This is a genomic window from Micromonospora deserti (assembly GCF_003236335.1).
Classification (GTDB): domain Bacteria; phylum Actinomycetota; class Actinomycetes; order Mycobacteriales; family Micromonosporaceae; genus Micromonospora; species Micromonospora deserti.
In genome coordinates this window covers 1-26,223 of sequence record NZ_POUB01000027.1, presented here as the reverse complement: position 1 = coordinate 26,223, position 26,223 = coordinate 1, and the positions used below count along the sequence as shown (strand labels likewise).

The window sequence follows — 26,223 nt, the reverse complement described above, 5'->3', positions numbered from 1 at the left end:
CCAGCGACCCGTCAGCCGCCGGAGAGCCCAGCGACCCGTCAGTCTCCGGAGCCCAGCGCGACGACCGGGCTGACCCGGGCCGCCCGGCCGGTCGGGGCGGCGGGTACACCGAGCCGGTCCAGGTCGGCGGAGTCGAGCAGCACGGTGGCCCCGACGACGAGGGAGTTCACGGTGGCCACCAGCTGCAACCGCAGTGTCCGGCCGTCGCGGGTGAGGGTCAAGGTGTCCCCCGGCTGTACCCCGGCCTACTCGGCGAAGGACCGGAACATCACCACCCGGCCGGGTCCGACGTCCTCGAAGGATCCGTCGGCGGCCACGAAATCCGGCCAGGTGCCCAGGGCCCGCAGGTCCAGGTCGGTTGCGACCAACTCCCGCAGATCCGTGCCGGGTACGGAAAGCCGCGCGTCGGTGCGGTACGGCACGACCCGGGTAAGCCCTTCGACGGCCCGGATCCGCTGCGCCGACCCGGCCGGTAGCTCGTCCGCGCCGCCCTCGGCCCCGAGAACCTCGAAGTCGGCCGGCGCGGCCGAGGCGAGTTCGCCGCGCAGCATCGTCCCGAGGGATGCGGTGACGACCAGCGCACCCGCCATCACGGTGACGCCGAGCGCGACGACGACTCCCACTGCCGCCGCCCGGCGCGGTGCCGCGCCGACCCCGCCGACCGCGAGCCGGCCGAGCGGCCCGAGCCGGCGCAGCGGCCAGCCCACGGCGGCCAGCAGCGGCCGGACCAGGACCGGCCCGAGCGCGACCAGAGTGGCGTACGCCGATGCCCCCGACACGACGATCAGCAGTAGTTGGGTGGATGGGTCGTACGACTCGTCGGCCGGGCCGGGTAGCCGGCGTACCACGAGCAACGCCACCAGCAACGCGCCGGCGGCGAGTGCGATCCCGGCCAACGCCCGGAGCCGGCTGACGCCGACCTCGCCGGCCGTGGTGCTCGCGGTGCGCAGCGGGATCTGTCGGCGATCCACGGTCGCACCGACAGCCCCGTTGACGCTTCCCTCCGCCGGCAGACCAGCCTGCCCACCGGACTCCGACTTTCGGCAGAGACACTTATCCCTGACGCGAGTACCTCGACCCCTTGCCAGGGTGGCGCTCTTCTACCTGCTGCTCCATCTGGCTGATGATGGTCCGCCGATTTCGTTGACCGCAACTGGTGAGTGAAATTGCCGCGGCCAAACGGAGTCCCTCATGCCCTTTGAGGAGGGTTGGACAACCGAGCCCCAACCGTTCGCGTTGAACGGCGCCAGGCTGAACAAGTACGACGAGATCCCAACGTACGCGGGGCAGACGGCCATACCGTCGGTGAGCGGCTGACGCCCAGCGGAGGTGCGCCCGCGTCTGACGAGGTCACGGGCGCGAGACGCCGCCCGATGACCCCTACCACAGCACGGCGGGCATCGGTACCTCGGAGGCGGGTGCGAAGCCACCACCCCATCGGACCGCGTTGCTGAAAGAGCCACCGGTCGACCTGCCCACCAGCACCTCGCCCGACGTCCCCCGGGCAAACCCCACCATGTCGTCCCGCCGGTCGCCGTCGAAGTCTCCGGCGCCGGGCAGCGTGATCCCGCCGGCGAAGGTCCATCCCCACCTCGTGGGTGGCAGGAACCGCCGGCCGTCGGAGATGCCGACGGCCACCCCGTACGTTGCCCGGTTGACCGCCGCGACGTCGTCCCGGCCGTCACCGTTGAAATCCCCGACGACCGGCACCAGGGTTGACTCCACAGCCGGGTCCAGGAAGTAGTCCAGCCAACGCTGGGGGCCGGCCACGAAACCGCTACCGGTCGACAGCGCCACCGTCACGTCCGAGAAGCCAAACCTGCGGAACCCCACGATGTCGTCACGGCCGTCGCCGTTGACGTCGCCCACAAGCGGCACCTGGTCGTCGCCGGCGAAGTCGTCGTGCCACCTGACCCCCGTGCCGACGAAACTGCTGCCGTCGGAGAGCGCCACGTAGACATCGCGGGAGCCCTCCCGGGTGAGAGTGGCGATATCGTCGCGGCCGTCGCCGTTGAAGTCGCCCACCAGCGGCGTCTGGGTGCCTCCGGCGAACGCCGTGTGCCATCGCTCGGAGGGGCCGAACGACGTGCTCGTCGAGCGGGCGACGTAGACGTCGGCGGAACCACCCCGAGTGAAGGTGATCAGGTCCGCGCGGCGGTCCCCGTCGACGTCACCGAGCAGCGGGATCTCGTTGCCCGCGGCGAAGTACTCGTGCCAGCGGGTCGCCGGCCCGAAGCCGCCGCCGGTGCTGAGAGCGACGTGGACGTCGGCCCCGGCACCGCGGCCGAAGCTGATGATGTCGTCGCGGCCGTCGCCGTTGACGTCGGCGCCCCGGCCGCCGAACCCGTCGTTGCCCGGCCCGCCGGGGTCGGCGTACACCATCAGGTTCGTTGCGCCGCGCGTGTCGACGATCCGGTCCCGCCTGGCCTCGTCGGCGAGCCGCGCCGCGACCAGTTGCGGCGTGGCGGTGGGGAACCGTTCGAGGTAGCGAGCCACCAGCCCGGTGACGTGTGGGGCGGCGATCGAGGTGCCGCCGCCGAGCCCCGTCGAGGTGTCGCTGTCCGCGGTCGTGGTGGGAATGCGGTCCGCCATGGCGAACAGGTCGACGCACGGCCCGTAGTTGGCGTAGTCCATCCGCTCGAGCAGCAGGTGCACCGAACTGACGGTGATCACGTCGGGGATCCGGGCCGGCGAGAACAGGCAGGCGTCGTCGGCATGGTTGCCGGCGGCGGCCACCACCGTGATGCCCCGGCCGATCAGGCGGGTGACCGCCTCATCCAGTGACCGGTTTCCCGGCGTCGCCGAACTGATGTTGACCACCGCCGGGCGGATGGCGTTGGCGGCGATCCAGTCCAGCCCGGCGATACCCTGCGCGACGGTGCCTGGGTAGCAGCCAGCGATGCGTACGGTGTGCAACCGGACCTTCTTCGCGACCCCGTGCAGTCGGCCGCCGATCGTGCCGGCCATCTTGGTGCCGTGTCCGGAGCAGTCCCCCGTCCCCCAGCGGTCGATGCCGTGCGGGACGAACGACACGTCGCCGGTGGCCCGCCCCTCGAAGTCCTCGTGGGTGTGGCGCATGCCCGAGTCGAGCACGTACGCGTGCACGGTCGCACCCGTCGTGTCGAAGTGATACTCGTCGTTGAGTCCGGCGCGCTGGTCGATCGCGTCGAGGTTGTACGGCGGGTCGGTCTGCACGTCCTGCGGGTAGAGCAGCGCGTTCTGCTCGACGTACGCCACCTCCGGGAAGCCGCTCAGTTCCTTGGCGGCCTCCGCGGACAGCTCGATGGCGAAACCGGGCAACAGGTTCCGGTACACGTGCTGCAGCGTCCCTTGGTACTTTTCCGCGACATTCTTGGCGAACTCGTCGACCATGCCGGAGTCCTTGATGGACAGCATGACGACGTACTCGCCCTTGATCCCGTCGGTGGCCGGCAGGAAGACGCCCCCAGCCGCGGTGGCTGGCGGTGCCACCGCGAACAGGCTGGTCACCAGGGCGAGCAGCGTGGCCCCGGCCGCAGCCGCCCGCCACCGGCCGGACCGTGCCCGCCGCGCCGATCCTGGGCCGGTCACGAGTTCTGCTCCGGCGCGGTGAACCACAGCCGGCGGCGGCGCACGATGATCAACAACGCCAGGCCCGCCACCGCCATCAGCACGCCACCGGCGGCGAGCGCGGCGGTCTGGAAGCCGGTGACCGGCAGTCCGTCACCGTCGCCCCCACCGCCGCCGCCCGGCGCGTCCGTGCTCGGGCCGGCGGTGGGGCTGTGGGTCGGGTCGGTGGCCGGTGTGGCGCAGCTCGTGCCGGCGACGGTGTGGCTGCCGAAGTCCAGGTTCCCGGTGACGTCGCCCATCAACAGCACCGAGCCGCGGGGGGCGGGCACCTCGAAGATCTCGGCCGACCGCGCCAGCACCTCCTGGCTGCGCACCCGGCCGTGCCCCTCGATCCGGACATCCAGCACGACGTCACCGCCCGCACCGTTGTCCACCCGCATCCGCACGCCCCCGCAGATCTCCGTGACCTGCACCGTGATGTGCTCACGGTCGCAGCCGGCCGGCTGGCGGAAGGTGCCGAGCAACCAGATCGCGTGGCTGCCGTCGGGCAGGGTGCTGCGCACCCCGTACCGGTCGCCGTCGGCGAGCGGCACGTACTGGTGCGACGTCCCCGGGTCGGGTGCGGGCAGCGGCCGCTCGTGCGGCGGGACGGAGACCAGCAGCGTGAGCCCTTCGATCGGCGCGGAACCGTTGTTCTCCAGCTTCAACGCGACCCGGAAACAGGTGTCCTTCGGGGTGATCCGTAGCCGGGGCGGGTTCTCGCAGCCGCCCGGATCGAGGTAGCGGAAGCTGTCCGACCTACCCAGTTCGGGCCAGCGCAGCTCGATGACGTCGGTATGCACCGCACCGATCTGGTAGTCGCCGCGCGGGCCCATCTGGAACTCGTCGACCACCACGCCGTTACGCAGCACGGTGGTCGTTCCCGGGCCGGAATCCCCGAGCACCGGCTCATCCGGGCCCCAGTCGAACCGCAGGGCGCCACACAGGTTGGCGGGCCTGATGTCGGGCAGGTCGGCGGCGACGGCGGGCGTGGCGACAGCGAGGACGAGACCGGCGGCAATCGTCACGCTGGCAGCGGTGGCGGCGAGCGCGCGGCGGAGCACGGCGGCACAGTGCATCAAAGATGGACCTTCCCAAGACTACGTGGGCGCGACGGCGCCCGAACACCTCAGCACACGCCGAGCCGGTCCGGCATGAGTACCGCGGTACTCAACTGTGGTGCGGTGGCCACTCAGTGACCGGGGACGCCCGTGTTCGACGGCGTGCACCGCTCTGTCACCCTGTAGCCCGTGAATCATGGGGCGGTGGACGACCCGCCGCTGGTGGGTCGCGCGACGGAGCTGGAGGCGACAGTCGCGGCGCTGCACGCCGGGCACCGGCGTGGGGTCGTCATTGTCGGGCCGGCGGGGGTGGGCAAGACCAGGCTGGCTCAGGAGGCGACCTCTCGCCTCGGCGCACATGGCTGGGCGATCTTCGCCGCGCGTACCTCCGCCTCCGCCACGAGCCTGCCGCTCGCCGCGCTCGCCGGCCTGCTGACGTTGCAGAGCGAGGGCGACCCGGACAGCGGCAGCTGGAACCTGGGCCCGGTGCAGCGCGCACTCGACGCGTTACGGCGGCGCGCCGCCGAACACCCCCGTGGGCGAGTGGTGCTGTGGCTCGACGACGCACACCTGCTCGATGACGCCTCGGCGACGGCCGTCTACCACGCCGTCGCCGAGGGGACCCTCACGGTGCTGGCCACCGTACGGAGCGACAAGCCGACGTCTGACGCAGTGACCGCCCTCTGGAAGGACGGCGATGCCGCCCGGGTGGACCTGGGCGCGCTACCCCGACAGGACGCCGACGCCCTCATCGGTGCGATGCTCGGTGGCCCCGTCGAGGGGCGCACCCTGCACCGGTTCCGGGAAACCGCCGCGGGTAATCCGCTCTTCCTCCGCGAGTTGCTGACCTCCGCCCGGGAGGCCGGCCTGCTTACCGAGGTCGACGGCGTCTGGCGGCTGACGGGGCCGCTAGGCGCGTCGCCGCGCCTGACCGAACTGCTCCGGGACCGCCTGGCCACCACCGACCCGGCCGAACGCGACGCGCTGGAAATCATGGCGTTCGGCGAACCGTTGGAGTTGCGAGCGGCGACCGCGCTGGTGGGCGACTCAACCCTGGAGTCGCTGGAGCGACGGAGACTGGTTACGGTCACCGCCGCCCGCGGCTGCCGCATGGTGCGGCTCGCGCATCCGCTCTACGGCGAACTCCTGCGCGCCGGCACGCCGGAAGTCGCGCGGCTGCGGTATGCCCGGCAGCTCGCGGACGCGCTGGAGGGCACGCGCGAGGAGCTCATGCGGGTGGCGCTGTGGCGGCTCGAAGCGGGCGGCACCCTCGACGCCGCGCTGATGCTCGACGCGGCGGGCGAGGCGGCTCAGGTGCGCGAGTACGACCTGGCCGAACGGCTTGCCCGGCGCGCGTACGAGGCGGGTGGCCGGGTGGCAGCCGGCCTGACCGCCGTACGGGCGCTGTTCCAGCTCGGCCGGCTCGACGAGGCGCTACGACTCTGCACCGAACTCCGGCAGGTGGCGGTGGACGACCCCGAGCGGGTTGCGGTCGCCGTACAACACGCCGCGCTGCTGGCGCACGGCACCGACGACGTGCGCGCCGGGCTCACCGTTGTGGACGAGGTCGTCGTGACAGACCCGGACTGCCGCGAGCAACTGGGCGTGTTCCGGCTGTACCTGCGTACGTACCAGCTCGACTGCACGGTGCTGGCACCGGCGTTGGCCGCCTTCCGCAACGCCAGGTCCGTCGACGCCCGACTCGCCGCCGCCGCTGCCGCGGCGGGAGCGCTCATGCTTACCGGCCGCTATGCGGAGTGTTCAGCGCTTGTCCAGGAGGCTCTGCCGCTCGCCGCCCGGCACACCGGGCTGAGCCACATCCACGCCGACAGCATGCCGGTGGCGCTGGGCTGGATGCGCGCCGACCTGCCAGATCCGGTCGGCGCCACCGAGGACGCCATGGCGACGTACGAGGCGAGCCTGCATCCGACAGCCCCGGTCGGCCAAGCGCTGGCAGCGTTCTCCCTGGCCAAGATCGCCCTGCAGCGCGGCCGGCCGCTCACCGCGCTGCGCTGGGCAAAGGAGGCCCGTCTCGCGGCCGGTGAGCTGCACCTCAAGGAAGCGGGCCGCGTTGCCGGCTCGCTGCGGCTACAGGCGGCCTCCCAGCTCGGCAACCCCAAGGAGATCGCCGAGGCCGCGACGGATCTCGACCGAAACACCGGCGGCCCGTACGCGATCCAGATATTCGACCTTGAGGTGGCGCGAGGGCAGGCGTGGCACGCGGCAGCCACGGGTGACCCTGCCGGCGCGCGTCACGTACTCGCCGGGGAGATCACGCGCCACGGCCGACTCGGCGCGCTCGGTCCCAGTACCCTCGGCGCCCTGGACCTCGTCCGGCTGGGCGAGCCAGCGCTGGCGGCGAAACTGCTCGCCACGTACCCGCCCCCCGGCAGCTGGGAGCTTGGCCGGCTCACCGTGGCCTACGCCAGCGCCGCCAGCCACGGCGACGCCGCCACGCTGCTGGAGCTGGCGCGGGAGTTCGCCGCGCTTGGCATGCCGCTGCACGGGGCGGAGGCGGCGAGAATGGCCTCAGCCAGCTGGCACGCGGCGGGCGACGGGCGAGCCGGCAGACGGGCCCGGCTCCTCGCCGCCGCCCTGCTCGCCGAATGCGAAGATGCGGTCACACCAGCGCTGCGGCTCGACGGTCCGACCGAGGACCTCACGGAGCGAGAGCGCGAGATCGCCGTGGCCGCGGCGAAGGGCGAGACCACCCGAGCGCTCGCGTCCCGGCTGCACCTGTCCGAACGGACGGTCGAGAACCACCTGTACCGCGCGTACGCCAAGCTGGGCGTGGCCGGCCGCACGGAGCTGCGTGCCGCGCTGTCGCTCAGCCCGTCGCCCTGAAAGTGGTTAGGGACGGTTACGCAGGGCGGCGACGGCGCGGGCGAGCCGGCGTATGCCTTCGTCGAGGAGTACGGGTGGTGCGGCGGCGTAGGTGAGGCGGAGGTGGGGGGCTTGCGGCTCGGCGGCGTACCAGGGGCGTCCGGGAAAAACCACGACGTGTTCAGCAGCTGCCGCGGTGGCGAGTTCGAGGTCGTCGAGGTCGTGGGGTAGGCGGACCCAGAGGTGCAGTCCGCCGCGGGGCACGGTAGGCGGAAGAAGGGCTGGCAGGTGACGGTGCAGGGCGGCGAGCAGAGCCTCGCGGCGGCTGTGCAGAGCTGCGCGCAGGGTGCGTCGGTGTCGCGTCCAGGCGGGCGAGGTGAGGAAGTCGAGCGCGGCCTGCTGCAGAGGTCCGGCGACGAAGAAGTCGTCGAGTGTCCGGGCTGAGCGCAGCCGGGCGCCGGCGGCGCCACGGGCGCCGATGGCGGCTACCCGTAAGCCGGGAGCGGCCGATTTCGTCAATGACCGCAGGTAGACCACGTGCCCATCCGGGTCGTTGGCGACCAGGGGTGACGGCGGAGTGCCGTCGATGCTCAGGTCACGGGCAACGTCGTCCTCCAAGAGGAACGCTCCGGCCGCCCGGACCGCATCGGCCACAGCGGCACGCCGGTGCTCGGCGAGCGTTGCACCGTGTGGATTGGCGTACAGGGGTTGGCAGTAGAAGAGCCGTGCGCCGCTGCGGGTCAGGGCCGCGGCGAGCAGGTCCGGCCGGACACCGTCGGCGTCGGCGGGTACGGGCACCACGCGCAGACCTGCGGCTCGGGCTGCCGCCAGTGCGCCGAGGTAGGTGGGTGATTCCATCACGACCGGCTCGCCGGGCGCGGCGAGCGCGCGGAACGCGGTGGACAGGGCAGCCTGCCCTCCCGGGCAAATCACCATGTCGTCGGCGTGTAGGGCGCCACCGGCCTCGCGGGCGAACCAGGCGCGCAGGTCCTCCCGACCCTGGACCGGGCCGCGTTGCCACGACGTCGGGTGCCGGGCGGCGCGGGCCAGGGCGGCGCCGAGCGCGGTGGCGGGTTGCAGGTCAGGGTCGAGGTAGCCGCTGGACAGGGGAATCGCGTCGGGGCGGGGAAGGGCGAGAAGGGCCTGCATGGCCTCCTCGCCGGGAGGCCGGGGGCCCAGCGCTATGGCTTGCCAGGACAGATCGGGTGGTGGCGGGCGATGGTCCGGGGGCTTAGCCACGAAGGTGCCCCTGCCTGGTCTCGCCTCGATCAGGCCTTCGGCGACCAGCCGGCGGATTGCCCGCGCCACGGTCACCGGTGAGGCGTGATGGCGTGCGGTCAGCTGCCGTACTGACGGCAGGCGCATGCCAGGGGCAGCGGTGGAAGCCACGTTTCGTAGATCTTGGATAACACGATCGCCTGCGTTACTGTCATTCATGAAGGTACACAGTAACGCTACTATCGGCAGCCGGGTAACGGGTAGCGCCCTAGGCGGGCTGGGCGTCCTCGCCTTCAGCATGTCGCTACCCGCGACCCAGGTCGCGGTCGACGAGCTGGACCCGTGGCTCGTCGCCTTCGGCCGCGCGGTAGGCGCCGGGTTGCTGGCCTGGGCATACCTCCGCCTGGTTCGGGCTCCACGGCCCACCGCCGTGCAGTGGAGACGGCTCGCCGTTGTCGCCACTGGCGTAGTGGTCGGTTTCCCGCTGTTCACCTCACTCGCCCTCACGACGCAAACAGCGGCCCACGGCGCGGTGGTCATCGCCGTGCTACCGGCTGTCACCGCCGTGTTCGCGGTCCTACGCGCCGGGGAACGTCCGCCACCGATGTTCTGGGCCGCCAGCGGTACCGGCCTCGCCGCGGTGCTCATCTTCCTCGGAACCGTTGGCCGCGCCTCGGGTGCGGTTGAACCCGCTGACCTGTTCCTCCTCGTGGCCGTATTACTCTGTGGCCTCGGATACGCCGAGGGAGGCGCGCTGGCCCAAGATCTCGGCGGCGCACGCACGATCTGCTGGGCCCTCATCCTGTCCTTACCGGCAACTGCGCCGATCACCGCCATCGCGGTCCTCGCCCAGCCCCCGAACGCCGACACCGCCGCCTGGCTCGGCTTCGGGTACGTCACCGTCGTGTCGATGTTCCTCGGCTTCTTCGCCTGGTACGCCGGGCTGGCCCGAGGCGGCATCGCACACGTGGGTCAGATCCAACTCGTCCAGCCGGTCCTCACCCTAGGCTGGTCGGTCCTGCTCCTCAACGAACCGGTCACCCTCCCGGCAGTCGGCGCCGCGCTACTCGTCCTCTCCTGCGTCGTCGTCACCCAACGCGCCCGCAACAGCAGACCAGCCACGGCTGAGAGCCCCACCCACGAACTCGCCAACCCGGACGCACCTCCACCCGCGTACCTTCGAACCAGTCCACCGGATGTCGACTGATAGCGCCCTCTTCTGGCTCCCGCCGATCGGGCACCACCCTGCATGCCACGCCAGGCGGCCGGCAGGCTCCGCTGGCGACGGTCAGGCCTCGCCGAGGTCGGTACAGTGTGCGATCGTCGCATCGTCCGCCGCCACCGCGTGGCGCGCCTCCGCCTGCCGGACACGATGGATGATCTCGGCGGGTCCGCTCGACGCTAGGACGGCCATGACCCCTGGCCAGTCGGCGAGCCGGAACCGGTCCACGATGCGGCTGGCTCCATTGCTGAGCAGGGCGGCACCGGTCAGCTCCGAGGTCGGACAGCTTCCGGTGATGGCCTCGTCCGCCGCCCGCGGGTCGTCCTTGGCCAGCCAGAAGCCGCCCGGCTGGTTCCGGTTGGCGCGCAAGTCTCGCAGGACTTGGTGGTACTCGTCGCTACCCTCGGCAGCGGCCTCGAGCGCGGACCGGTACGACCGGCTGATGATCACCTCCCGGGGATCGGAGACGACGAGCGGCGCAGCGTCTGCTCTGTCGAGCACGAGGACCGAGTCACCGAGCACCAGGTGCTCGATGAGGCCGTCGGACAGGCGCAGGATGGCCACGGTCGCTGACGGACTGATGGGGTCGGCGACGTCGCAGGTGTCCCGGTGATCGTCCGTCACCTGCTCGATGGCCTCGGCGAGCAGCGCCGACAGGCTGCGGTCCCGCACGAGCGACAAGAGGCTGAGGAGGCTGCCTCCCAGGCGGCTGGCGTACCAGGCTACGCCGTGCCGGCAGATCGATTCGATGCCGGGGATGCCGGCGCCGTCGATCAGCACCGCTGCCGTCGGTACGGCGCCGGTGAAGTCCTCATTCGCGCGGCCGGTCCGTGCCGCGACGCTCGTCATCGTCACCCGCATGTCCTGCCGCCGCCCTCCCGCCGATCAAGGCGTCGACCATACAACCGCCGCCGCCCGGTGTCGCGGTCACCGACCGGCCCACCCCCGGAAGTCCTCGCCACCATCCGCGCCCTCGTCGCGAAGTTCGTGAGCGAGTACACGCGGAAGACGGGGCGCACGCCCGACTTCGGCGCCGAGCAGCCTTCATTTCGGGGCAGGAAGTCCTTGCTCGGAGTTCTCCTCGATCGGCACGGCGGCGGGTACGGCGGGCGCGGGGTGTTCGCCGGCGAGTAGCGACTCGCGCAGTCCTGGGCAGTGATCAGCGGGTTCATGGTCCAGATGGTCGACCCGGGCATGAAGAGAGAGCGTCCAAGATCGTGTTGTGTGGCAAGGCCTCGATACTCTGTTGACGCCGCCCGGGGGTCAGGCCAGCAGCAGCTTTACCAGGGCAGCCAGTCCAACGACCACGATCACGGCGCGCAGCGCCGTCGGCGGCAGCCGGCGTCCCCAGCGGCCGCCGATCAGGCCACCCACCACGGATCCCGCCGCGATCAGCAACGCCGGCTGCCACGCGACCGTCCCCAGGGCGAGGAACAACGCTGCCGCCACCCCGTTCACCAAGCCCGCAAGCAAATTCTTCACCCCATTGACCCAGCGCAGGTCTGTGGAGAGCAGCACCCCGAGCAGCCCCAGCAGCAGCACCCCTTGGGCGGCGCCGAAGTAGCCGCCGTACGTCCCAGTGCCGAACACGCCAAGGAGCAGCAGCGCTCCGGCCCGTCGGCCGTCCTCGTCGCGCCGGCCGGCCAGCGCCCGAGCCAGCCGCGGCTGCAGCACCACCAGCACCAGCGCCATGCCGATCAGCGCCGGGACGATGGCGCGAAATGCGCCAGGGGGCAGGCACAGCAGCAGTACGCCTCCGGTGACTCCGCCGAGCACGGCGGCGATGCCCAGCCGCAGCAGCAGCCAGCCATGTCCCGCCAGATCCTTGCGATAGGCATACGCCCCGGAGAACGATCCCGGCACCAGCCCTACCGTGTTCGACACGTTCGCCACCACCGGCGGATATCCCAGGGCCAGCAACACCGGGAAGGTCACAAGCGTGCCCGACCCCACCACCGCGTTGATCGCGCCCGCCGCGGCCCCAGCGGCCAGCACTGCCAGCCCTTCGGCAGCATCCAGCGTTGCGTCCATATTGTGCCCGCGCTCTCCCCGGGCCGGTCGACGCCCGCGGGTCGCCGCCACCCGGTTACCTCGGTACCAGATGCGGGCGCCAGCATAGGTGCCAGCTCCGCGGGATCCCATCGCCGTGCGTTGAAGATCACGCCTCGGCCGCGAACCGTTCTGCCGGGCGAGCGGACCGCCCGACCCAAGACGAGTTGATCAGTGGTCGTAGGCGACTAGTGATCGGGGGACGGGTGCGCCGGCCTTGTTGTTGTGCCAGATCGCGGTGGCCATGGCCAAGATGCGTTGGGCGACGCGGACCGCGACGCCCTCGAAGGTCCGCCCACCGTGTTCTTCCAGGTGGAGCTGGCCCTTGAGGGTGTCGTTGACCGACTCGATCAGCTGGCGGACCATCTTGAGCATCGGCTCGCCGTAGCGGGCTTCTCCCGCTTTCGGGGACGGTCGCAGCAGCTCGATGCCCAGCTCGCGCAGTAGCCGTAGCCGGCCCATCCGGCCAGGTCGGAACGCTGCACGGTCGGACGGGACATCCCGCACGGCACCGGGGTCGAGTCGACGATCCAGTGGTTGTCGAACCAGACTGTCTGCCCTGGCCGCCCTCCGCTCAGCGGTCCGGTAGCAGCCCGTGGTCGCGGGCGTACAGAGCGGCCTGGGTGCGGTCGCGGAGGCTGAGACGGCCGAGGATGCGGGAGATGTGGTTCTTCACCGTGCCCTCGCTCAGGAACAGGCGGCTAGCTATTTCCCGGTTGGTCGAGCCGGTCGCGACGAGGCCGAGGATGTCGATCTCTCGGGCGGTCAGCACCTCGTCTGGGCGTGGTGCGGGTGGCGGCGCGACGAACCGGGCTCCACCACTGGCCAGGGCGGCGGCCAGGCTGGCGGTGATGGAGGAGTCGAGTTGCGCGACGCCAGCGTTGGCTAACCGCACCGCCTGGGCGAGGTCGGCTGCGGGCAGGTCCTTGAGCAGGTAGCCGATGGCTCCCGCGTGCAGCGCCTGGAGAACGTACTCCTCGTCGTCGAACGTGGTCAGCATGATCACGCGGATCTGCGGCGCCCGCCGGTGCAGGATCGCGGCGGCCTCGACCCCGTCCATCTCCGGCATCCGGACGTCCATGAGCACCACGTGCGGCTGCAGTTCGATCGCCGCGTTGACGGCGGCCTTGCCATCGGGCGCGGTGCCAACCACCGTGACGCCCGACTGGATGTCCAGCAGCGACGCGATGCCCTCCCGGACCAACTGCTGGTCGTCGACGACCAGAACGCGCACCGGGTCGCTTTCGGTCACGCCGGCCTCCGGACGACGGACGCGGCGGTCGTGCGCGGGATGGTCACGGTGATGACGGTACCGGCGCCCGGCAGGCTGTCGATGCTGATCTGCCCGCCGAGCAGTTGCACCCGTTCGCGCATGCCGAGCAGGCCGAAGCCCTCGGCGGCGGACCCGGCCTGGGCGGCCGGGAAGCCCCGGCCGTCGTCGGCCACGGTGAGCCGCGCGCCCGCCTCGTCGAACGCGGCCGAGACGGTCACCGTCGCCGCCTGGGCGTGGCGTCGGGCGTTGGTCACGCCCTCCTGGGCGGCGCGGTAGAGCGCGGCGAGCGAGGCGGGTTCATAGCTGTTCGGCTCGCCGATGACGGTGACGGTGACCGCCGGCTCTCCGCCATCGGCGCTGCGCGCCAGGTCGGTGAGGGCGTTGGGCAGCGAGAACGGGGGCGTCCCGTCGCGCAGCGTGTGCACCGACCGGCGTACCTCGGTCAGGGCGTCTTTGGCCGAAGCGCGGGCGTCGCGCAGCGCCTGCGCAGCCAGCGCAGGGTCTCGGTCGCTGAAAGTCGACGCCTTCTCCAGCTGGATAGCGATCGCGGTGAGGTGGTGGCCGAGGCTGTCGTGGATGTCCCGGGCCACCCGGTTGCGCTCCGTCGCCGCGGAGAGCTCCGCGACCCGGTCCAGCGTGCGTTCGAGGCGGGCACGGGCATCCCGTTCGGCGATGGCCACCGCCGCCATGCAGACCGCGAGCACCAAGCCAATGGAGAACATGAGCAGGTCCGACACGTACTCCGCGTCGCGGTACCAGTCGGGTGTGGACACCGTGAAGGCGACGGCGATGAGCGCGAGGCAGATGCCGGCCAGCGCGACGCTCACCGCGCGGCCGAACGCGAAGTACGCCACGAACGGCACCAGGACGAACAGCGCCCGCGAGGTGCCCGAGCCGTCGAGCAGCGCCGCCGCAACGAAAAGCGCGAACCGTGCGGCGAGCAGCGCGGCGGCCGGGCCGGGCGGCATCGTGACCGGGTAACGGCGCCAGTGCACAGCCTCGACTCCGAACAGCAGCGCCAGTACGGCCACGAAGCCGGCGAGGTGGGCCGGTCGCTCGCCGGCCTCTCCGATCAGGGACCAGTACCCGCCGCCAGCGAGCACGGCGCCGTACACCACGGCCACCGCCCACGGGACGGGGCGCCGGGGCCGGTCCATCCGGTACTCCTTCCACCGCTTCCTGGACAGCAGGCTACGGCCGGCCGCGCGATCCGGACCACGGTCGGCCGGTTCTTTGGCCGTTCCGCACGTGCCGTTCGGCCAACCCGGCCCGGCACCGGGCTGTGAACCGACCCGCGAGGTGTGGCCGGCCGGCACTTACGGGACGTGATCGCCCGAAACTACGGTCCCCTCATCTGCGTACGAAAGGAAGGTTCTGCCTATGTCGACGTCCTGGCTCCTGCGCTTCGGGGCCGCCTGCGGGGTGGTCCTGGGCCTGTCCACCGCTGTGCCGGGGTTGGTGGAGGCGTTCATCGGGGAGACGGCCGCAACCAGCTTCGTCATCGGTGTCGGCGCGGCCTTCGGGGGGCCCGCGCTGACCGCGCTCTACCTGCGCCAGCGGGCCGCCACAGGGCGGTTCGGCGCGGTTGCGTACGCCGTGAACATGATCGGCCTCGGCCTGTTCGCCGGCGTGGCGTTCGCCCTCAACATGGTCCTCTACTACCTCGACGAGGCCGTCGCCGACGACGTGCTGGACGGCCCGAGCGGCGTCGCGGTGCTGGGCAGCGCCGTGGTCTTCGTCGCCGGCACGGTCATGTTCGCCGTGTCGATGCTCCGGGCCCGGGTGCTCCCCCGGGTCGCGGCGGCCGGGTACGGCGTCGCCTTCACGCTCCTGGCGCTGCTCGCGCCGCTGCCCGACTCCCCGGTCATCAGCGCCGTCCATGTCCTCGCCGGCGCGTCGCTGATCTGGCTCTGCACGGCGATCTGGATGTCGACGCCGCCTACTGCCGGGGGGCCGCCGGCCGCATCGCTCTTCCCGCACACCGACCACACACCGGTCAACCGATGAGGGGCACATTCATGCGCACCACCGGGCCCCTCGGCGCTCTCGCATTGCACACCGTTTAGCCCAGAGGGCACGGGGAAAGGCTGCGACACCGACTACGACTACGCCTCCCGTCCCCGAGCGGTGCATCGGGCGGTCGACCGCGTCTCTCTGACCGGGCGGATCGGCCGACCGCTGATCACCATCCACGGCACGCTGGACGTGCTCGTGCCGATCAGCAGAGCCTCCGACCTGTACGCCGCGATGGTCAAGCGGTCCGGCCGGGGCGACAGACACCGGTACTTCCGGATCGGGGGCGGCACGCACACCGATGGACGGGTCGCCCTCCAACCCACCCTGGTATGCCCAATGCAGGGGTGCTTCCAGGAGGCGCTCGACGCGATGGTCCGGTGGACGCGGTACGGCACGTCCCCGCCGCATGTCTGCCCGCCGCATCGCCTCGGCCTCGATCCGGCGGATGCGTTCCCGGTCAGCCCGATCCTCTTGCTCGTTGATTAGTGTGGGAGTTGGGCGCCCTGCAAGAGCTCGGCGTGATGAAGCTATCGGCTGCGCATCCGCACTAGCAGATCATCACCCCCGTTCGTCCCGCTGTGGCGCGATCTCACGGCGTGACGGCGGGGCCTGGTCAGTGAGTCGCGGCGAACACTACAAATCCGAGACACGCCAGCACGACGAGCAGGCTCGCCGCGCTGCGGAACGCCAACGCCCGCGCACGCCGCCGGCGCTCCTCCCGCCTCGCCTGGTGCAGCAATTCCTGGCCCTGCTCGGTGTCCCGGCGCCAACCGGGTTCGAGCACCGCCGTACCGTCGGCAATCGCGTCGGCGACCCGCTGCACGTCCCCGGCGCGGTACTCGGTCCAGGTCGTCGTGCCGTACGTGCCGGTCGCGGATGCCCGTTTGGTGTCCACCCCGTTGGCTCGGACCACCGTGTCGTAGTGCCAGACGACCGGCCAGGCGTGCGCCACCTCGTCGGAACTGAGATAGCCGTCGGTGGCGTAGTACCGGCCGTGCCGCCGCCGGGCGATCAGGTCCGCCACCGGCACCGGCGTGAGGATCTCCACCGCCACGAGGCACCTCCAGCAGAGTCGTGATAGGAAAAACCATGCCCCGCTACTACCGTCCGCACAAGGACCGGCGGCCAACACCCGGGGATTGCTCGTACGCTCAATGACCACCGGGGCCCCTCCCCTGGGCGCACCAGCCCCGGGCGGTACTGGCCCAACCCTGTGGGAAGCCGACCGCTCAAGCTGCCGGTCCCCGGCGCACGTACGCCGTCACCCCGGCCACCACGAGGAACCCAGCCACCACCCAGGAGACGTTCGGCCGGCCGGGCTGCACCGTCCACGCCCACCACGCCGCGCCTCTCGCGGTGTCCCGGGGGGCGGTCGCCATGGACAACAGGCCGTATCCGAGTATGGGCATCCACGCGGCCTGGACCCGGATCACCGTTGCCGACAACAGCACCATGCCGCAGAGGCCCAACGCGTTTCGCAGCATGGCCAACGTGGCCGCGGCCTCCAGCACGGCGGCTCCGGCCACCGTCAGCGGCAGACAGCACAGCATCATCGCCATCGACGCGTGTACCATCCGCCGGCCTTGCGTCAACCTCGGCATCGAACGCTCGAGAAGCACATCCGTGCCCGCCAGGGTGCGGGTCAGCAGGATCGCCGCCAGCAGCGGCGCCAACACGGCCACCGGTACCCACCATCCCACCAGTGAATCGTGAGAGGCGAGCTCGACGGCGGCTCCAACAACAGCGGCCGCCACTGCCAGCACGGCAACCGGCACGGACCATCCTCCCCGGTCCACCAGATAACCACGAATCCCGGCGCTCATCAGCTCACCAGCTCGGCGAATGCCGACAGGTCGCACGTCCGTCCCGCGTCGAGATAGTCCGCCAGCCAGGCACGCCGCGCCGACGGGTCCCGCTCCAGCCGAGCGGTCACCCGATCATGGCTCTCTGCGCCCTCCCCTGCGGCCTGCCGGCCGAGCACCAGGGCGGTCGCGATGCCGTACGCGCGGGCGACGGCCGGGGTCTGGTCCGAGCACCAGACGCGGAGGAAACTATCCGCCAGCTCGGCGCGTAGCCCTTCCGGATCTCGCACGTCGGCCGTGAACAGCTTGGTCCGCCCTTCCAGGAAGGGGATGGCGAACTCGCCGGGCGCGGTGGCCGGCCGTTCGGCGGGATGCTCGGTGCCTTGTTCCGCGGCGACACTACCGGGCGGCAGTTCGGCGAGGATGGGCCGAACCAGCTCGGTGACGTCCGGCAGGAGCGAGGCGTGCACGGCGTTCAGGCAGACCTTCGGTTCGTCGGTGGAACAGACCCGCGACATCGCATCCGGGTCCGGCTCCGTCCAAGTAGCCGAGTAGGAATTGCCATTCCACTGCACCGGCAAGGGAGCCAGCTGCGTCGCGGCCACGACAGCCAGCACGGCCGGTACCAGTGCCCAGTGATGACGACGCGCACTGCCGGCGAGGAAGGCGGATGACGTCAGGCCCACCAGCCAGACGATGGCGACCGCAGCCACACTGAGGCGCAAGCGCTGGCCGTCCCCGGACGGCAGGTTCGAGACAAGGGCCAGCTGCGCCACTCCGTTGTCCAGGTATGTCGGTATTCCGTTGAGCAGGTAGACGATCAATGCGACGACGGGAGCGGTCCATCGGTGCGGCACCAGCCGGCCCAGAGCGAAACCGATGGCCAGGCAGGCAATCCAGCCGAGGCTCACCAGAATCGCGGACACCTGCCATCGCCCGCCGACGTACGTGATCGCCGGTAGGACGGTCGCCGTTACCACCGCTGCGACCACCAGCAGTCCCCCGATGACGGCGGCGAGGAGCGCGCCGAACGACGCCATATCGCGCTGCCATCGCGGCTTCGGGACTGCGGCGAGCAACTCCCCGACGCCCAGCCGTCGATCCCGGCCGCCCACCCAGGCTCCGCCAGCCGCAGCGAGCGGACCCAGCACCAGCCCGGTGGTGTTGAGCCACGAGACGATGCCGGGTCCGCTGCTCGACCAGGCACCAGTCCGGTCCGAGGGCAATCCGGCCATGGCCGTCATCAGCAGGCCCACGGCGGCGAGGCCGACGAACAGGATCAGTCCGGCCCCACGGCGCAGTTCGAGGTTCACGACCCGGGCGATCACTGAGCCACCCCCGACGGTACGTCGCGACCGTGCAGCGCGGCCGTGTATCCGCGTTCCAGTGCCGATGTCCCGTCCTGCGTGGATCCGATGGACTCGCCCAGCCGCTCAAGTTGTGAGGGGTGGGTGCGCAGGACGACGCGGCCTTCGCGGACGAGGACGGCCTGATGGCAGATGGCGGCGACGTCGTCGACGATGTGCGTACTGATCAATACGGTGGTGTCCGCGCCGACCTCGCGCAGCAGACGCCGGAAGCTGATGCGCTGCTCCGGGTCCAGTCCGACAGTAGGCTCGTCGAGCAACAGCACGTCGGGATCGTTGACCAAAGCCTGTGCCAGGCCGGCACGACGCAACATGCCTCCGGAGAGCGACTTCATCCGGGTGTCCGCTCGATCGGCCAACCCGACCCGCTCGATCGCCCGATCCACCGCGGCGGCGGCCCGGCGTGACGGAACCTCCTTCAGCCAGGCGAAGTACCCGACGAACTCACGCACGGTGAACCGCGGGTACGACCCGAACGCCTGCGGGAGGTAACCCAGCTGCCGCCTGATCTGCCGCCGGTCACGTTCGTGCCGCACGTCACGACCGAGCAGCCTGACCTCGCCGGAGGTCGCCGACAGAATGGTGGCCAGAACCCTCATCAGGGTCGTCTTGCCGGCGCCGTTAGGCCCCAACAGACCATGTACCCCGGTGTTCAGATCGAGGTCGACGCTGTCGAGGGCCGTACGTGCGCTACGCCCCCGGCCGTACCGCACGCTGAGACGGCTCAGCCGGATCGTTGGGTCGTCCACCGCAGCCGACGCAGGTGACCGTGGATCAGATGACGTCATGGGTGACTCCCTTGGTGTGATGACCGACTTCGTAGCGGCCGCGGGTGAGGACCACCACGGCGACGAAAAACAGGGTGACCAACGCCCATCCGACCTGTGCCGTGGCCGCGAACGCCGGCGTTTCCGCCAGTGGCGCCGCGGCCAGCCGTACCGCGGCCAGCGCGTCACCGCCGGTGCGGACCAGCGGTGGGCCCAGAGTCGCGGCGCACCACAGCAGCCCGACGCATCGGGCGGCGCGTTCCACGCCGATGAACGCGCCGCCGGCCAGCGTCGCGGAGGTCAACGCCAGGCACGGCAGAAGCCACGCGGCGTTCCAACCGGACTGGCCAGCGACGGCCACCCGCAGGCCCCCGGCCACCGAGGCGAGTGGCACGGCGAACATCAGGACGGCGATCGTGCGCCACAGAACGAGCCGCAGCAGCGCAGAGGGTGCCGCGAGGATCGCCTCCCAGCAGGGATCCTCCTCGCCCACCGCCGCCAGAGCCACGCCGGTGAGGGGTATTGCCGGCGCGAGCAACCAGAGCACGCCGCCGTCCCGGTCGCCTACGCCCGCGACGAGATCGAGAGCCGTGGCGCCGAGAACCGCCACGCCCACCGCGATCAGTGTTCCGGGCCGCAGAACCCACCGGAGCCACCCGACGCCGCGCCGGATCCGGGCGGTCCTGCGTTGGGGTAGTGCCGTGACGACGCTGTCCCGAATGTTCCCGAGCAGTTCCTGGTCAGTTGGCTCGAGCACGGCGGCCAGTTCCGCCCGGCACTGCGGACAGGCGATGAGGTGCGCCTCCACCGACCACACGTCGGCACCATGGGCCCGGCCCGCGGCGTAGGCGGCGAGCAGTACCGGTGACGCATGCCAGGTCCCGGTGCCCGCACAGGGTTCCCGTCGATCGTTCATGCCAGTGCCTGCCTCAACATGGAGCGGGCCCGGAAGGCCCGCGCTTTGACCGTTCCTTCGGGAACACCGAGCAATGCGGCGGTCTCCCGGGTGCTGAGCCCGTCGAGCACCGTCGCCCGCAACACCTCGAGCAGTTCGGGCGACAGCCGGCGGAGTGCCGCCTCCAGGCCACCATTGAGCACCTCGTCGAGCACCACGGCCTCGGCCGACGGGGCGAACGTCTCCACGGTGACCGCCGCGTTGCGCTCCACAGCCGAGGAGCGCACGGCGCGCTGGCGATAGACGTCGACCAGTCGCCGAGCCGCGATGGTCCAGACCCACCCGGCCACGTCGCCACGGCCCGTCCACTGATCCGCCGACCGCCAGACGGCTGCGAACGCGTCCTGAAGCACATCCGCGACGAGCTCTCGGTCGGAGCATCGGCCGCGTAATCGCAGGAGGACCATCGGCGCCAAGCGGTCGTAGAGAACGCCGAAGGCCGCGGCATCACCTCGTGCCGAGCGCCGCAGCAGGGCCGCGTCGTCGAGTCCGTGCATGTCCTTCACGCCCTGTCTGACGGCGCTCGACGTCGCGTGGTTCGGCTTTTCGGCCACTGCCGCAGCCGGCTGCCTGACGGGCTGCCTCGGCTGGGATGGGGATGGAGGCTGCCGGCGGCCCTGGCGCACGTCGCGGTCACGCAGCCGCCCGGACCGGTCCACCCGACTACCTCGCCCGCATCAGGTTGGTAGCGCGATCGGGGGCCATGGTGAACAGCCCCGGGCGTCTCAAACCACCGTCCGACGTCCGCGCCTCCGGGCGCCGCCAGGACCGAAGCATGGCATACCGCAGGGTGTCCTCCGCCATCACGCGGTTGCCGGACGACCGGTTCGCTAACGGAACATGGAACGGCGGGCGTTGATGGTGTACGAACAGCGCATGGGAATTGTCTCTCCCGGGTTCACCGGACGGCGGCGGTCGCCGGATGCGAGGCTGCCGCCGGGGCAGTACCTGACCGAGGACTTTCCGGTGCTGTCGGCGGGTCCGACGCCGCGTATCCCGCTGGAGGGGTGGGAGTTCACCATCACGACCGAGGCGGGAACCGAACACCGGTGGTCCTGGACGGACCTGCTCGCGCTGCCCGCGGAGACGGTCACCGTCGACATCCACTGCGTCACGAAGTGGTCGAAGCTCGGTACGAACTGGCATGGGGTCTCGCTCGACACGCTGTTCGAGGAGGTGGAAACGGCGGCTGACTTCGCACTGGTGGGCTCGTACGGCGGGTACACCACCAACCTGCCGCTGGAGGATCTGCTCGACGGGAAGGCGTGGGTGGCGTACCGGTACGACGGTGAGGACCTGGCGCCCGAGCACGGCGGCCCGGCCCGGCTGCTTGTTCCGCACCTGTACTTCTGGAAGTCGGCCAAGTGGGTCCGCGGCATCCAACTGCTGTTCGAGGAGGAGCCGGGCTTCTGGGAGAGCGGCGGGTACCACGACTACGGGGACCCTTGGCGTGAGCAGCGGTACCAGGGAGACTGAGGGCCAGGCGACCGGCCGTATCACGGAGGCCGAGGCGGCGGGTTGGGCGGCTGACCCTGACTGTGTCGGGAGCCGCTCGGTGCCGTACGTCGCGGATACCCCTTCCGGCGGACCACGCACCAGGGGTAGGACGCCCCGTGCGCACCCTTGCGCTCGTTCAACCGCCAGCGCGGGCCAGACGACATCCAAAGTTCGATTCCCGTAGACGTATGGACGCGCGGGGCGCGTGCTCGGAGCGAGCACGCGCCCGGTGGGATCAGGTGAGGCTCCGCCCGCATGCCCGTCATGGCGAGACTCTCGTGGGCCCGGGCGGCGCCAGCCTCACCACCACCACCAGTCACGAATCGGCGGAAACCGCAGGATCAGGTCGTCGTCGGCCGCGGGAGTGCCCCGCCCGTCGCGGTTGCTGGTCGTGACCCACAGCGAGCCGTCCGGTGCGTGCACGACCGTACGCAGCCGGCCATACGTTCCGACGAGCTGCGCCGTGGGCGTGCCTGCGCCGCCGCTCCGGTCGAGCGGTACGACCCACAGCCGGGCTCCACGCAGGGCCGCGACGTAGAGAGTCCTGCCCACGATCGCCGCGCCACTGGGCGACGCCTCGGCGGGCCGCCACGTCACGATCGGGTCACGGAACCGTGGGTCGTTGGCCACCCCCTCCACCACCGGCCAGCCGTAGTTGCCGCCCGGCACGATGAGGTTGACCTCGTCCCAGCTGCTCGCACCGAACTCGGTCGCGTAGAGCCGGTCCCGCCAGTCCCAGGCCAGGCCCTGCACATTGCGATGGCCGAGGCTGTACACCAGCGATCCGGGGATCGGATTGCTTCGGGGCGCGCTGCCGTCGGGCCGCATCCGCAGAATCTTTCCGTTACGGCTCTGCCGGTCCTGTGCGGTGGCTGGCTGGGCGGCATCGCCGACGCCCGCGTAGAGCATTCCATCGGGCCCGAAAGCGATGCGTCCGCCATCGTGGGTGCTGGCCCGGGCGAGCCCGGTGAGGATCGGCTGCTGGACCTGCGGCGCGGTGAGCCGGAATCGAACGATGCGGTTGTCAACGTTCGAGGTGAAGTAGGCGTACACGTAGCGGTCGAAGCGGTAGCGCGGCGAGACGGCCAGCCCGAGCAGCCCGGACTCGCCTATCGCGGAGACGCCGGAGATCTGCGCGACCTGCTGGGGAGGCGACCCTCGGCGTACCCGCAGGACGCGCCCGCTGTTCCGCTCGGCGACGAGCGCGCTGCCATCGGGCAGGAAGGCCAGCCCCCACGGCACTTCGAGGCCGGTGGCGACGACCTCCGGCCGGGTGAAGTCAAATTCCCACCAGCCGGATCCGCCGCGGCCCCCGCGCCCGCGAGCGGTCGCCGCGGCGGGCGGCCCGGCGACGCCGAGGCCAACGGCGAGGGCGATACCGGCGACAACACTCCGTCTTCTCATGGCGCACCCCTGGGCCTTCTCGACACACGCCGGCTGGCACCGGCGCCGCGCGCCCCACATAGGAGGAGGCGAGCCTGGCACCAGAGTCCACATCCGCCGTCTCGGAATCGTCACCGCGGCGACAGGCACAGATACGCCCTCGATACGCTCCTCGCGCTATGGAGTGTGACCCTGCGCCCCAATACCCATTCACTGGCAACCGCCGCTACCGTCGTGTCAGGGCCACGGGTCGCGAAGCGCACCACCAACAACACCCCTATGGCCGCGACCGTCAGCGCCAGGCTGGATCAGAGGCCGCCGCCCTCGCCCACACGTCCGGCCTTCCCGCTGTCGCCTGACAGCCGGCCGTGTCGCCCGTCCATTGACACCGAGCAGACCGGCTGACCGGTGCCGCATTCGGGCAATCGCTGGCGGCGGCGCAGGCGCGGTCCAGGCGGCTTCTGCCCACACTGACAGAAGTTCCGGCTGCGGATCGCGTTCTATCGACGGATCTGTAGAAAGTGGCTACGCTGCGACCACGGTCCCGCCGACTCATGTGAGGAGATTGCCGTGACGCGCCGTACCGGCAGGCCCTCCTACTTACTCCCCCGCCCGGACACGCGCCGCCCGCACACGAGCCGTTTCGCCGCCGTCGTGGTGGCGGTCGGGCTCGCGGTCGCGGTGCTCGCCGGCGCCACCGGCTATGCCACGGGCCGGCCGGACGACACCACGAGCGCCATCGCCGAGATGCGCGCCGTCGAGGCACGGCGAGACACCCAGCAGATCAGCGACCTGACCACCACGGCGCGCAGGCTGCGCGAGGAACTGTCGCCAATTCTCAGCGCCTTCACCGCCCCCGCTGGCGCCCCGCAGCCGGAGGCCGGCCAGCTCCGACAGTGGCAGCAGGCAATCCAGCACGCCACGCAGGCTTTCGCCGACCCGCCGTCGGGCACCACCGCCACCAACGTGGCACGCGGAGGCCTCCGCGCCGCCGTGGACCAGGCCGCCCTGGCCGTCGACACCTACCTGCTCGCCCTCACCGCACCACCCGCCCAGCGAGCCGCCCTGACCGACCTGGCCACCCGCCAAGCCACGCAGGCCGCCGCCACCTGGTCGGTCGCCGCCGCCCAACTCGACCAGATCAACATCGACGCCGGCCACGGTCACCAGCACGTATACCTCGACACCTCTCCCGGCAGCGGCGCGTTCACCCCCGACGGCGCCCAGGAGGGCACCGGCAGCTAACCGTCGGGGATTGTGGCTCTAAGGCTGGGCGTCCGGGTGGCCTGCCAGTGGCCCATGCGAGGGGTTGCCGTCGGCGCGTAGCCGCTACCCACCCGACCATGACCGCACGGTCGCGCACGACCCGCCCAGGGCGGAGGACGGCATCCCCCGGATCGCCGGCGGCGCGTCGCTCCAGTGCCGCGGCCGTTCGCCTATGTTCCGGGGGCAGCACGATCCGGCTTGTGGCCCGGGTCAGCCTGCCGCAACCAGGCCTCGGCGGCGGCGGTGAGCGGCGTGGTCTCGTAGGTGAGGGCCAACCGCCCAGCGGCGGCATGGTCGGCGACGACCCGCAGGGCGCGCGCCTTCTGCTCCGCGCTCGCGACCGCGTCCATCTCGAAGTCGACCGCGTCGATCAGCCGGCACAGCGAGGACACCCGATTCCGGTAGGCGCCGTCCAGCGGTGCCCGGGCGGCCGCGGCGTCGTCCACCCCGAACGCCACCGCCAGGGCCTCGTGCGGCACCCAAGTCACAGATGAGCCAGAGTGACGACAAGCCGATCAGTGAACCGGAGCGTCAGACGCCGGCCGGCTCCGGCCGCCCGCCGCCGGGGAGCACCCCGACGGGCATACAGCCGGCCCTCGCGCCCGGCCAGCCACACCACACGCAGCTCGGTTCGTGGTAGGCGCAGATGATGGCGAGAAGGGCCGGGGTCAGGCTGAGGCGCACCGCTCGCGCAGGGTGGACACACCGGGGCCGGTGAGGTCGTCGCAGTAGACGCCTCGGCCGGCCATCACCATGGTCAGCGCCAGGGTTGTGCCGCTGACCAGGGGGCCGGCCCCGGTGGCGAAGGGCCCGTCGATCGCCTCGACACGCAGGCCGTCGATAGTGCTGCGGCCGGCGACCGTGAAGTCACGCCGGGCGTAGAAGCGGGCGACGGGCGTGACGGCCTCGATCGAGGGCGTGCGCTCGATCCCGAGGGGACGCCGGATGTCCTGGGCGTGCACGACCACCTCACCGAGCCACGCCTCGGTCGGGCCGAACGTCGACGTCGTGCTGCCGACGACGCGCCGGAATCGCTCAAGAGTCTCGTCCGGGGTCGCGCCTCGATGCTCGGCGAGACGCCGATCGTTGTGCAGGTCGAAGTCGAACCGGGCGCCCAGCACACTGGCCGTCCAGCGCAACGGGCCGACGCTCGCCGCGGCCGTCAGGTGGGCGACGACCTCTTCCACCGTCCACCGACCGCACAGCGATCGCTGCGCCCACTGCGTCGTGTCGAGTGCGGCGAGGTCGTCGGCGAGGGCGGCGCGCTCGGCGTGCGCAGCAGCCCACAGGGCCTGGCGAGTCAGGACGTCGGACATGGAACCTCCGGGGTTTGAGTGTCGCTGGCACCAGATCCGCCCCGCCGGCGAACTCATCGGTGGCGCGGCCGACGAAGCATTACACGTCGCCAGCCGGTTCGCCTGCACGTGCCGGACTGCTTCCATCGCCCGCTCGGCCGGGCGCACACCGCTGCACCCACACGCAGTCCGCTGCTGCCATTGTCGCCCCACTGCTCGTACCATCGACGAGCGCACCCGCGCTCCACCGGGTCGGACGGCCCGCCCGCCACGACAGGTGCTTCACCGGCCCGAGGAACAACACGCGGAGGTCTCCTTGTCCCGACGTCACCGCCGAGGTCGCCTCGTCCCGGTCCTGCTCACCGCGCTCCTCACGGCGGTCGCCGCCTGCACCGCCGAGCAGGGACCGACGCGGCCCGACAACGGGGAACGCGCGGCACAGGCCGATCAGGCGCTGCTCGCCCTGGGTGAGCTGCTGGACGACAACGGCGCGCTGCCGGTCGGGCAGGCGCAGCGGATGGTCGCCGGGCTGCTCCAGCCACTCCCCGGCGTCGAGCCCTGGCGGGTGGACGGGCCGGCGTCACCGGCCCTGGCGAGCCTCGCACTGCGCCGGGTCGCGCAGGCCCTACCCACCCTCAACC

Annotated in this window: 26 protein-coding genes and 1 pseudogene; 8 read left to right on the top strand and 19 right to left on the bottom strand. The window is 71.4% G+C overall.

The window, feature by feature from the left end; all coding sequences use genetic code 11:
• Positions 1 to 38: 38 nt before the first annotated feature.
• The 4 genes from C1I99_RS06825 to C1I99_RS06810 form a co-directional block, all read right to left on the bottom strand.
• Positions 39 to 221, bottom strand: coding sequence for a hypothetical protein (locus tag C1I99_RS06825; RefSeq protein WP_111133354.1), 183 nt, complete (start codon positions 219 to 221; stop codon positions 39 to 41).
• A gap of 24 nt (positions 222 to 245) precedes the next feature.
• The gene (locus C1I99_RS32635) at positions 246 to 971 is read right to left on the bottom strand and encodes a hypothetical protein (protein ID WP_158554020.1); all 726 of its coding nucleotides are present in this window, start codon (positions 969 to 971) and stop codon (positions 246 to 248) included.
• Between the two features lie 409 nt (positions 972 to 1,380).
• On the bottom strand, positions 1,381 to 3,570 hold the full coding sequence (locus tag C1I99_RS06815) for a S8 family serine peptidase (protein WP_111133353.1): 2,190 nt from the start codon (positions 3,568 to 3,570) through the stop codon (positions 1,381 to 1,383).
• The gene (locus tag C1I99_RS06810) at positions 3,567 to 4,667 is read right to left on the bottom strand and encodes an LPXTG cell wall anchor domain-containing protein (protein ID WP_111133352.1); all 1,101 of its coding nucleotides are present in this window, start codon (positions 4,665 to 4,667) and stop codon (positions 3,567 to 3,569) included. The genes C1I99_RS06815 and C1I99_RS06810 overlap by 4 nt, the downstream gene beginning before the upstream one ends.
• 171 nt (positions 4,668 to 4,838) lie before the next feature.
• Here C1I99_RS06810 and C1I99_RS06805 point away from each other — a divergent pair, with 171 nt between their 5' ends.
• Positions 4,839 to 7,493: an AAA family ATPase gene (locus tag C1I99_RS06805; RefSeq protein WP_111133351.1), complete on the top strand. Its 2,655-nt coding sequence runs from the start codon at positions 4,839 to 4,841 to the stop codon at positions 7,491 to 7,493.
• Positions 7,494 to 7,499: 6 nt separating this feature from the next.
• Here C1I99_RS06805 and C1I99_RS06800 read toward each other — a convergent pair whose 3' ends face one another.
• The gene (locus C1I99_RS06800; protein ID WP_111133350.1) at positions 7,500 to 8,909 is read right to left on the bottom strand and encodes an aminotransferase-like domain-containing protein; all 1,410 of its coding nucleotides are present in this window, start codon (positions 8,907 to 8,909) and stop codon (positions 7,500 to 7,502) included.
• Here C1I99_RS06800 and C1I99_RS06795 point away from each other — a divergent pair.
• Positions 8,908 to 9,897 (top strand): DMT family transporter, encoded by a 990-nt coding sequence (locus C1I99_RS06795; RefSeq protein ID WP_111133349.1) that lies wholly within the window; start codon positions 8,908 to 8,910, stop codon positions 9,895 to 9,897. The two genes, C1I99_RS06800 and C1I99_RS06795, sit on opposite strands and share 2 nt — an antisense overlap.
• Before the next feature lie 81 nt (positions 9,898 to 9,978).
• On the opposite strand, the gene C1I99_RS06790 is transcribed toward C1I99_RS06795, so the two are convergent.
• Positions 9,979 to 10,761, bottom strand: a complete 783-nt coding sequence (locus C1I99_RS06790; protein ID WP_233512373.1) for a protein phosphatase 2C domain-containing protein — start codon at positions 10,759 to 10,761, stop codon at positions 9,979 to 9,981.
• A gap of 69 nt (positions 10,762 to 10,830) precedes the next feature.
• Here C1I99_RS06790 and C1I99_RS06785 point away from each other — a divergent pair, with 69 nt between their 5' ends.
• A complete protein-coding gene (locus C1I99_RS06785) occupies positions 10,831 to 11,046 on the top strand; it encodes a hypothetical protein (RefSeq protein WP_111133347.1) in 216 nt (71 codons plus the stop codon).
• Positions 11,047 to 11,175: 129 nt separating this feature from the next.
• Here C1I99_RS06785 and C1I99_RS06780 read toward each other — a convergent pair whose 3' ends face one another.
• From C1I99_RS06780 to C1I99_RS06765, 4 genes and pseudogenes are all read right to left on the bottom strand, one after another.
• Entirely contained in the window at positions 11,176 to 11,943 is a 768-nt protein-coding gene (locus tag C1I99_RS06780; protein WP_199562016.1) for a sulfite exporter TauE/SafE family protein, read from the bottom strand.
• 189 nt (positions 11,944 to 12,132) lie between these two features.
• A pseudogene (locus C1I99_RS06775) lies at positions 12,133 to 12,509 on the bottom strand (transposase family protein); the annotation flags it as partial.
• A 26-nt stretch (positions 12,510 to 12,535) separates the two neighbouring features.
• A complete protein-coding gene (locus tag C1I99_RS06770) occupies positions 12,536 to 13,213 on the bottom strand; it encodes a response regulator (protein ID WP_111133346.1) in 678 nt (225 codons plus the stop codon).
• The gene (locus C1I99_RS06765; protein ID WP_111133345.1) at positions 13,210 to 14,391 is read right to left on the bottom strand and encodes a sensor histidine kinase; all 1,182 of its coding nucleotides are present in this window, start codon (positions 14,389 to 14,391) and stop codon (positions 13,210 to 13,212) included. Before C1I99_RS06765 ends, C1I99_RS06770 begins: the two co-directional genes overlap by 4 nt.
• 223 nt (positions 14,392 to 14,614) lie before the next feature.
• Between C1I99_RS06765 and C1I99_RS06760 the strand changes: the two genes are divergently transcribed.
• Both C1I99_RS06760 and C1I99_RS06755 read left to right on the top strand, forming a co-directional pair.
• On the top strand, positions 14,615 to 15,241 hold the full coding sequence (locus tag C1I99_RS06760; protein WP_111133344.1) for a hypothetical protein: 627 nt from the start codon (positions 14,615 to 14,617) through the stop codon (positions 15,239 to 15,241).
• 120 nt (positions 15,242 to 15,361) lie between these two features.
• A complete protein-coding gene (locus tag C1I99_RS06755; protein ID WP_111133343.1) occupies positions 15,362 to 15,736 on the top strand; it encodes a 3-hydroxybutyrate oligomer hydrolase family protein in 375 nt (124 codons plus the stop codon).
• A gap of 127 nt (positions 15,737 to 15,863) precedes the next feature.
• Here C1I99_RS06755 and C1I99_RS06750 read toward each other — a convergent pair whose 3' ends face one another.
• From C1I99_RS06750 to C1I99_RS06725, 6 genes are all read right to left on the bottom strand, one after another.
• A complete protein-coding gene (locus tag C1I99_RS06750; protein ID WP_111133342.1) occupies positions 15,864 to 16,304 on the bottom strand; it encodes a hypothetical protein in 441 nt (146 codons plus the stop codon).
• Positions 16,305 to 16,479: 175 nt separating this feature from the next.
• Entirely contained in the window at positions 16,480 to 17,073 is a 594-nt protein-coding gene (locus tag C1I99_RS06745) for a hypothetical protein (RefSeq protein ID WP_146603909.1), read from the bottom strand.
• A complete protein-coding gene (locus C1I99_RS06740; protein WP_111133340.1) occupies positions 17,073 to 18,380 on the bottom strand; it encodes a hypothetical protein in 1,308 nt (435 codons plus the stop codon). Before C1I99_RS06740 ends, C1I99_RS06745 begins: the two co-directional genes overlap by 1 nt.
• A complete protein-coding gene (locus C1I99_RS06735; RefSeq protein ID WP_111133339.1) occupies positions 18,377 to 19,207 on the bottom strand; it encodes an ABC transporter ATP-binding protein in 831 nt (276 codons plus the stop codon). The genes C1I99_RS06740 and C1I99_RS06735 overlap by 4 nt, the downstream gene beginning before the upstream one ends.
• Positions 19,194 to 20,102 (bottom strand): anti-sigma factor family protein, encoded by a 909-nt coding sequence (locus C1I99_RS06730; protein ID WP_111133338.1) that lies wholly within the window; start codon positions 20,100 to 20,102, stop codon positions 19,194 to 19,196. Before C1I99_RS06730 ends, C1I99_RS06735 begins: the two co-directional genes overlap by 14 nt.
• Positions 20,099 to 20,638, bottom strand: a complete 540-nt coding sequence (locus tag C1I99_RS06725) for an RNA polymerase sigma factor (RefSeq protein ID WP_111133367.1) — start codon at positions 20,636 to 20,638, stop codon at positions 20,099 to 20,101. Before C1I99_RS06725 ends, C1I99_RS06730 begins: the two co-directional genes overlap by 4 nt.
• Before the next feature lie 379 nt (positions 20,639 to 21,017).
• Between C1I99_RS06725 and C1I99_RS06720 the strand changes: the two genes are divergently transcribed.
• A complete protein-coding gene (locus C1I99_RS06720; protein ID WP_111133366.1) occupies positions 21,018 to 21,617 on the top strand; it encodes a sulfite oxidase-like oxidoreductase in 600 nt (199 codons plus the stop codon).
• A gap of 321 nt (positions 21,618 to 21,938) precedes the next feature.
• On the opposite strand, the gene C1I99_RS06715 is transcribed toward C1I99_RS06720, so the two are convergent.
• Positions 21,939 to 23,042: a PQQ-dependent sugar dehydrogenase gene (locus C1I99_RS06715; RefSeq protein WP_111133337.1), complete on the bottom strand. Its 1,104-nt coding sequence runs from the start codon at positions 23,040 to 23,042 to the stop codon at positions 21,939 to 21,941.
• A 549-nt stretch (positions 23,043 to 23,591) separates the two neighbouring features.
• Here C1I99_RS06715 and C1I99_RS06710 point away from each other — a divergent pair.
• Positions 23,592 to 24,266 carry a hypothetical protein gene (locus tag C1I99_RS06710; protein ID WP_111133336.1) on the top strand — a complete coding sequence of 225 codons (675 nt, stop codon included), beginning with the start codon at positions 23,592 to 23,594 and terminating at the stop codon, positions 24,264 to 24,266.
• A gap of 191 nt (positions 24,267 to 24,457) precedes the next feature.
• Here C1I99_RS06710 and C1I99_RS06705 read toward each other — a convergent pair whose 3' ends face one another.
• Complete coding sequence (locus tag C1I99_RS06705; RefSeq protein WP_146603908.1) at positions 24,458 to 24,775, bottom strand: hypothetical protein; 318 nt, start codon at positions 24,773 to 24,775, stop codon at positions 24,458 to 24,460.
• Between the two features lie 180 nt (positions 24,776 to 24,955).
• The gene (locus C1I99_RS06700; protein WP_233512371.1) at positions 24,956 to 25,750 is read right to left on the bottom strand and encodes a maleylpyruvate isomerase family mycothiol-dependent enzyme; all 795 of its coding nucleotides are present in this window, start codon (positions 25,748 to 25,750) and stop codon (positions 24,956 to 24,958) included.
• A gap of 148 nt (positions 25,751 to 25,898) precedes the next feature.
• On the opposite strand from C1I99_RS06700, the gene C1I99_RS06695 reads away from it, so the two are divergent.
• Positions 25,899 to 26,223: hypothetical protein (locus C1I99_RS06695; RefSeq protein ID WP_199562015.1), on the top strand; the 325-nt coding region annotated here is incomplete at its 3' end.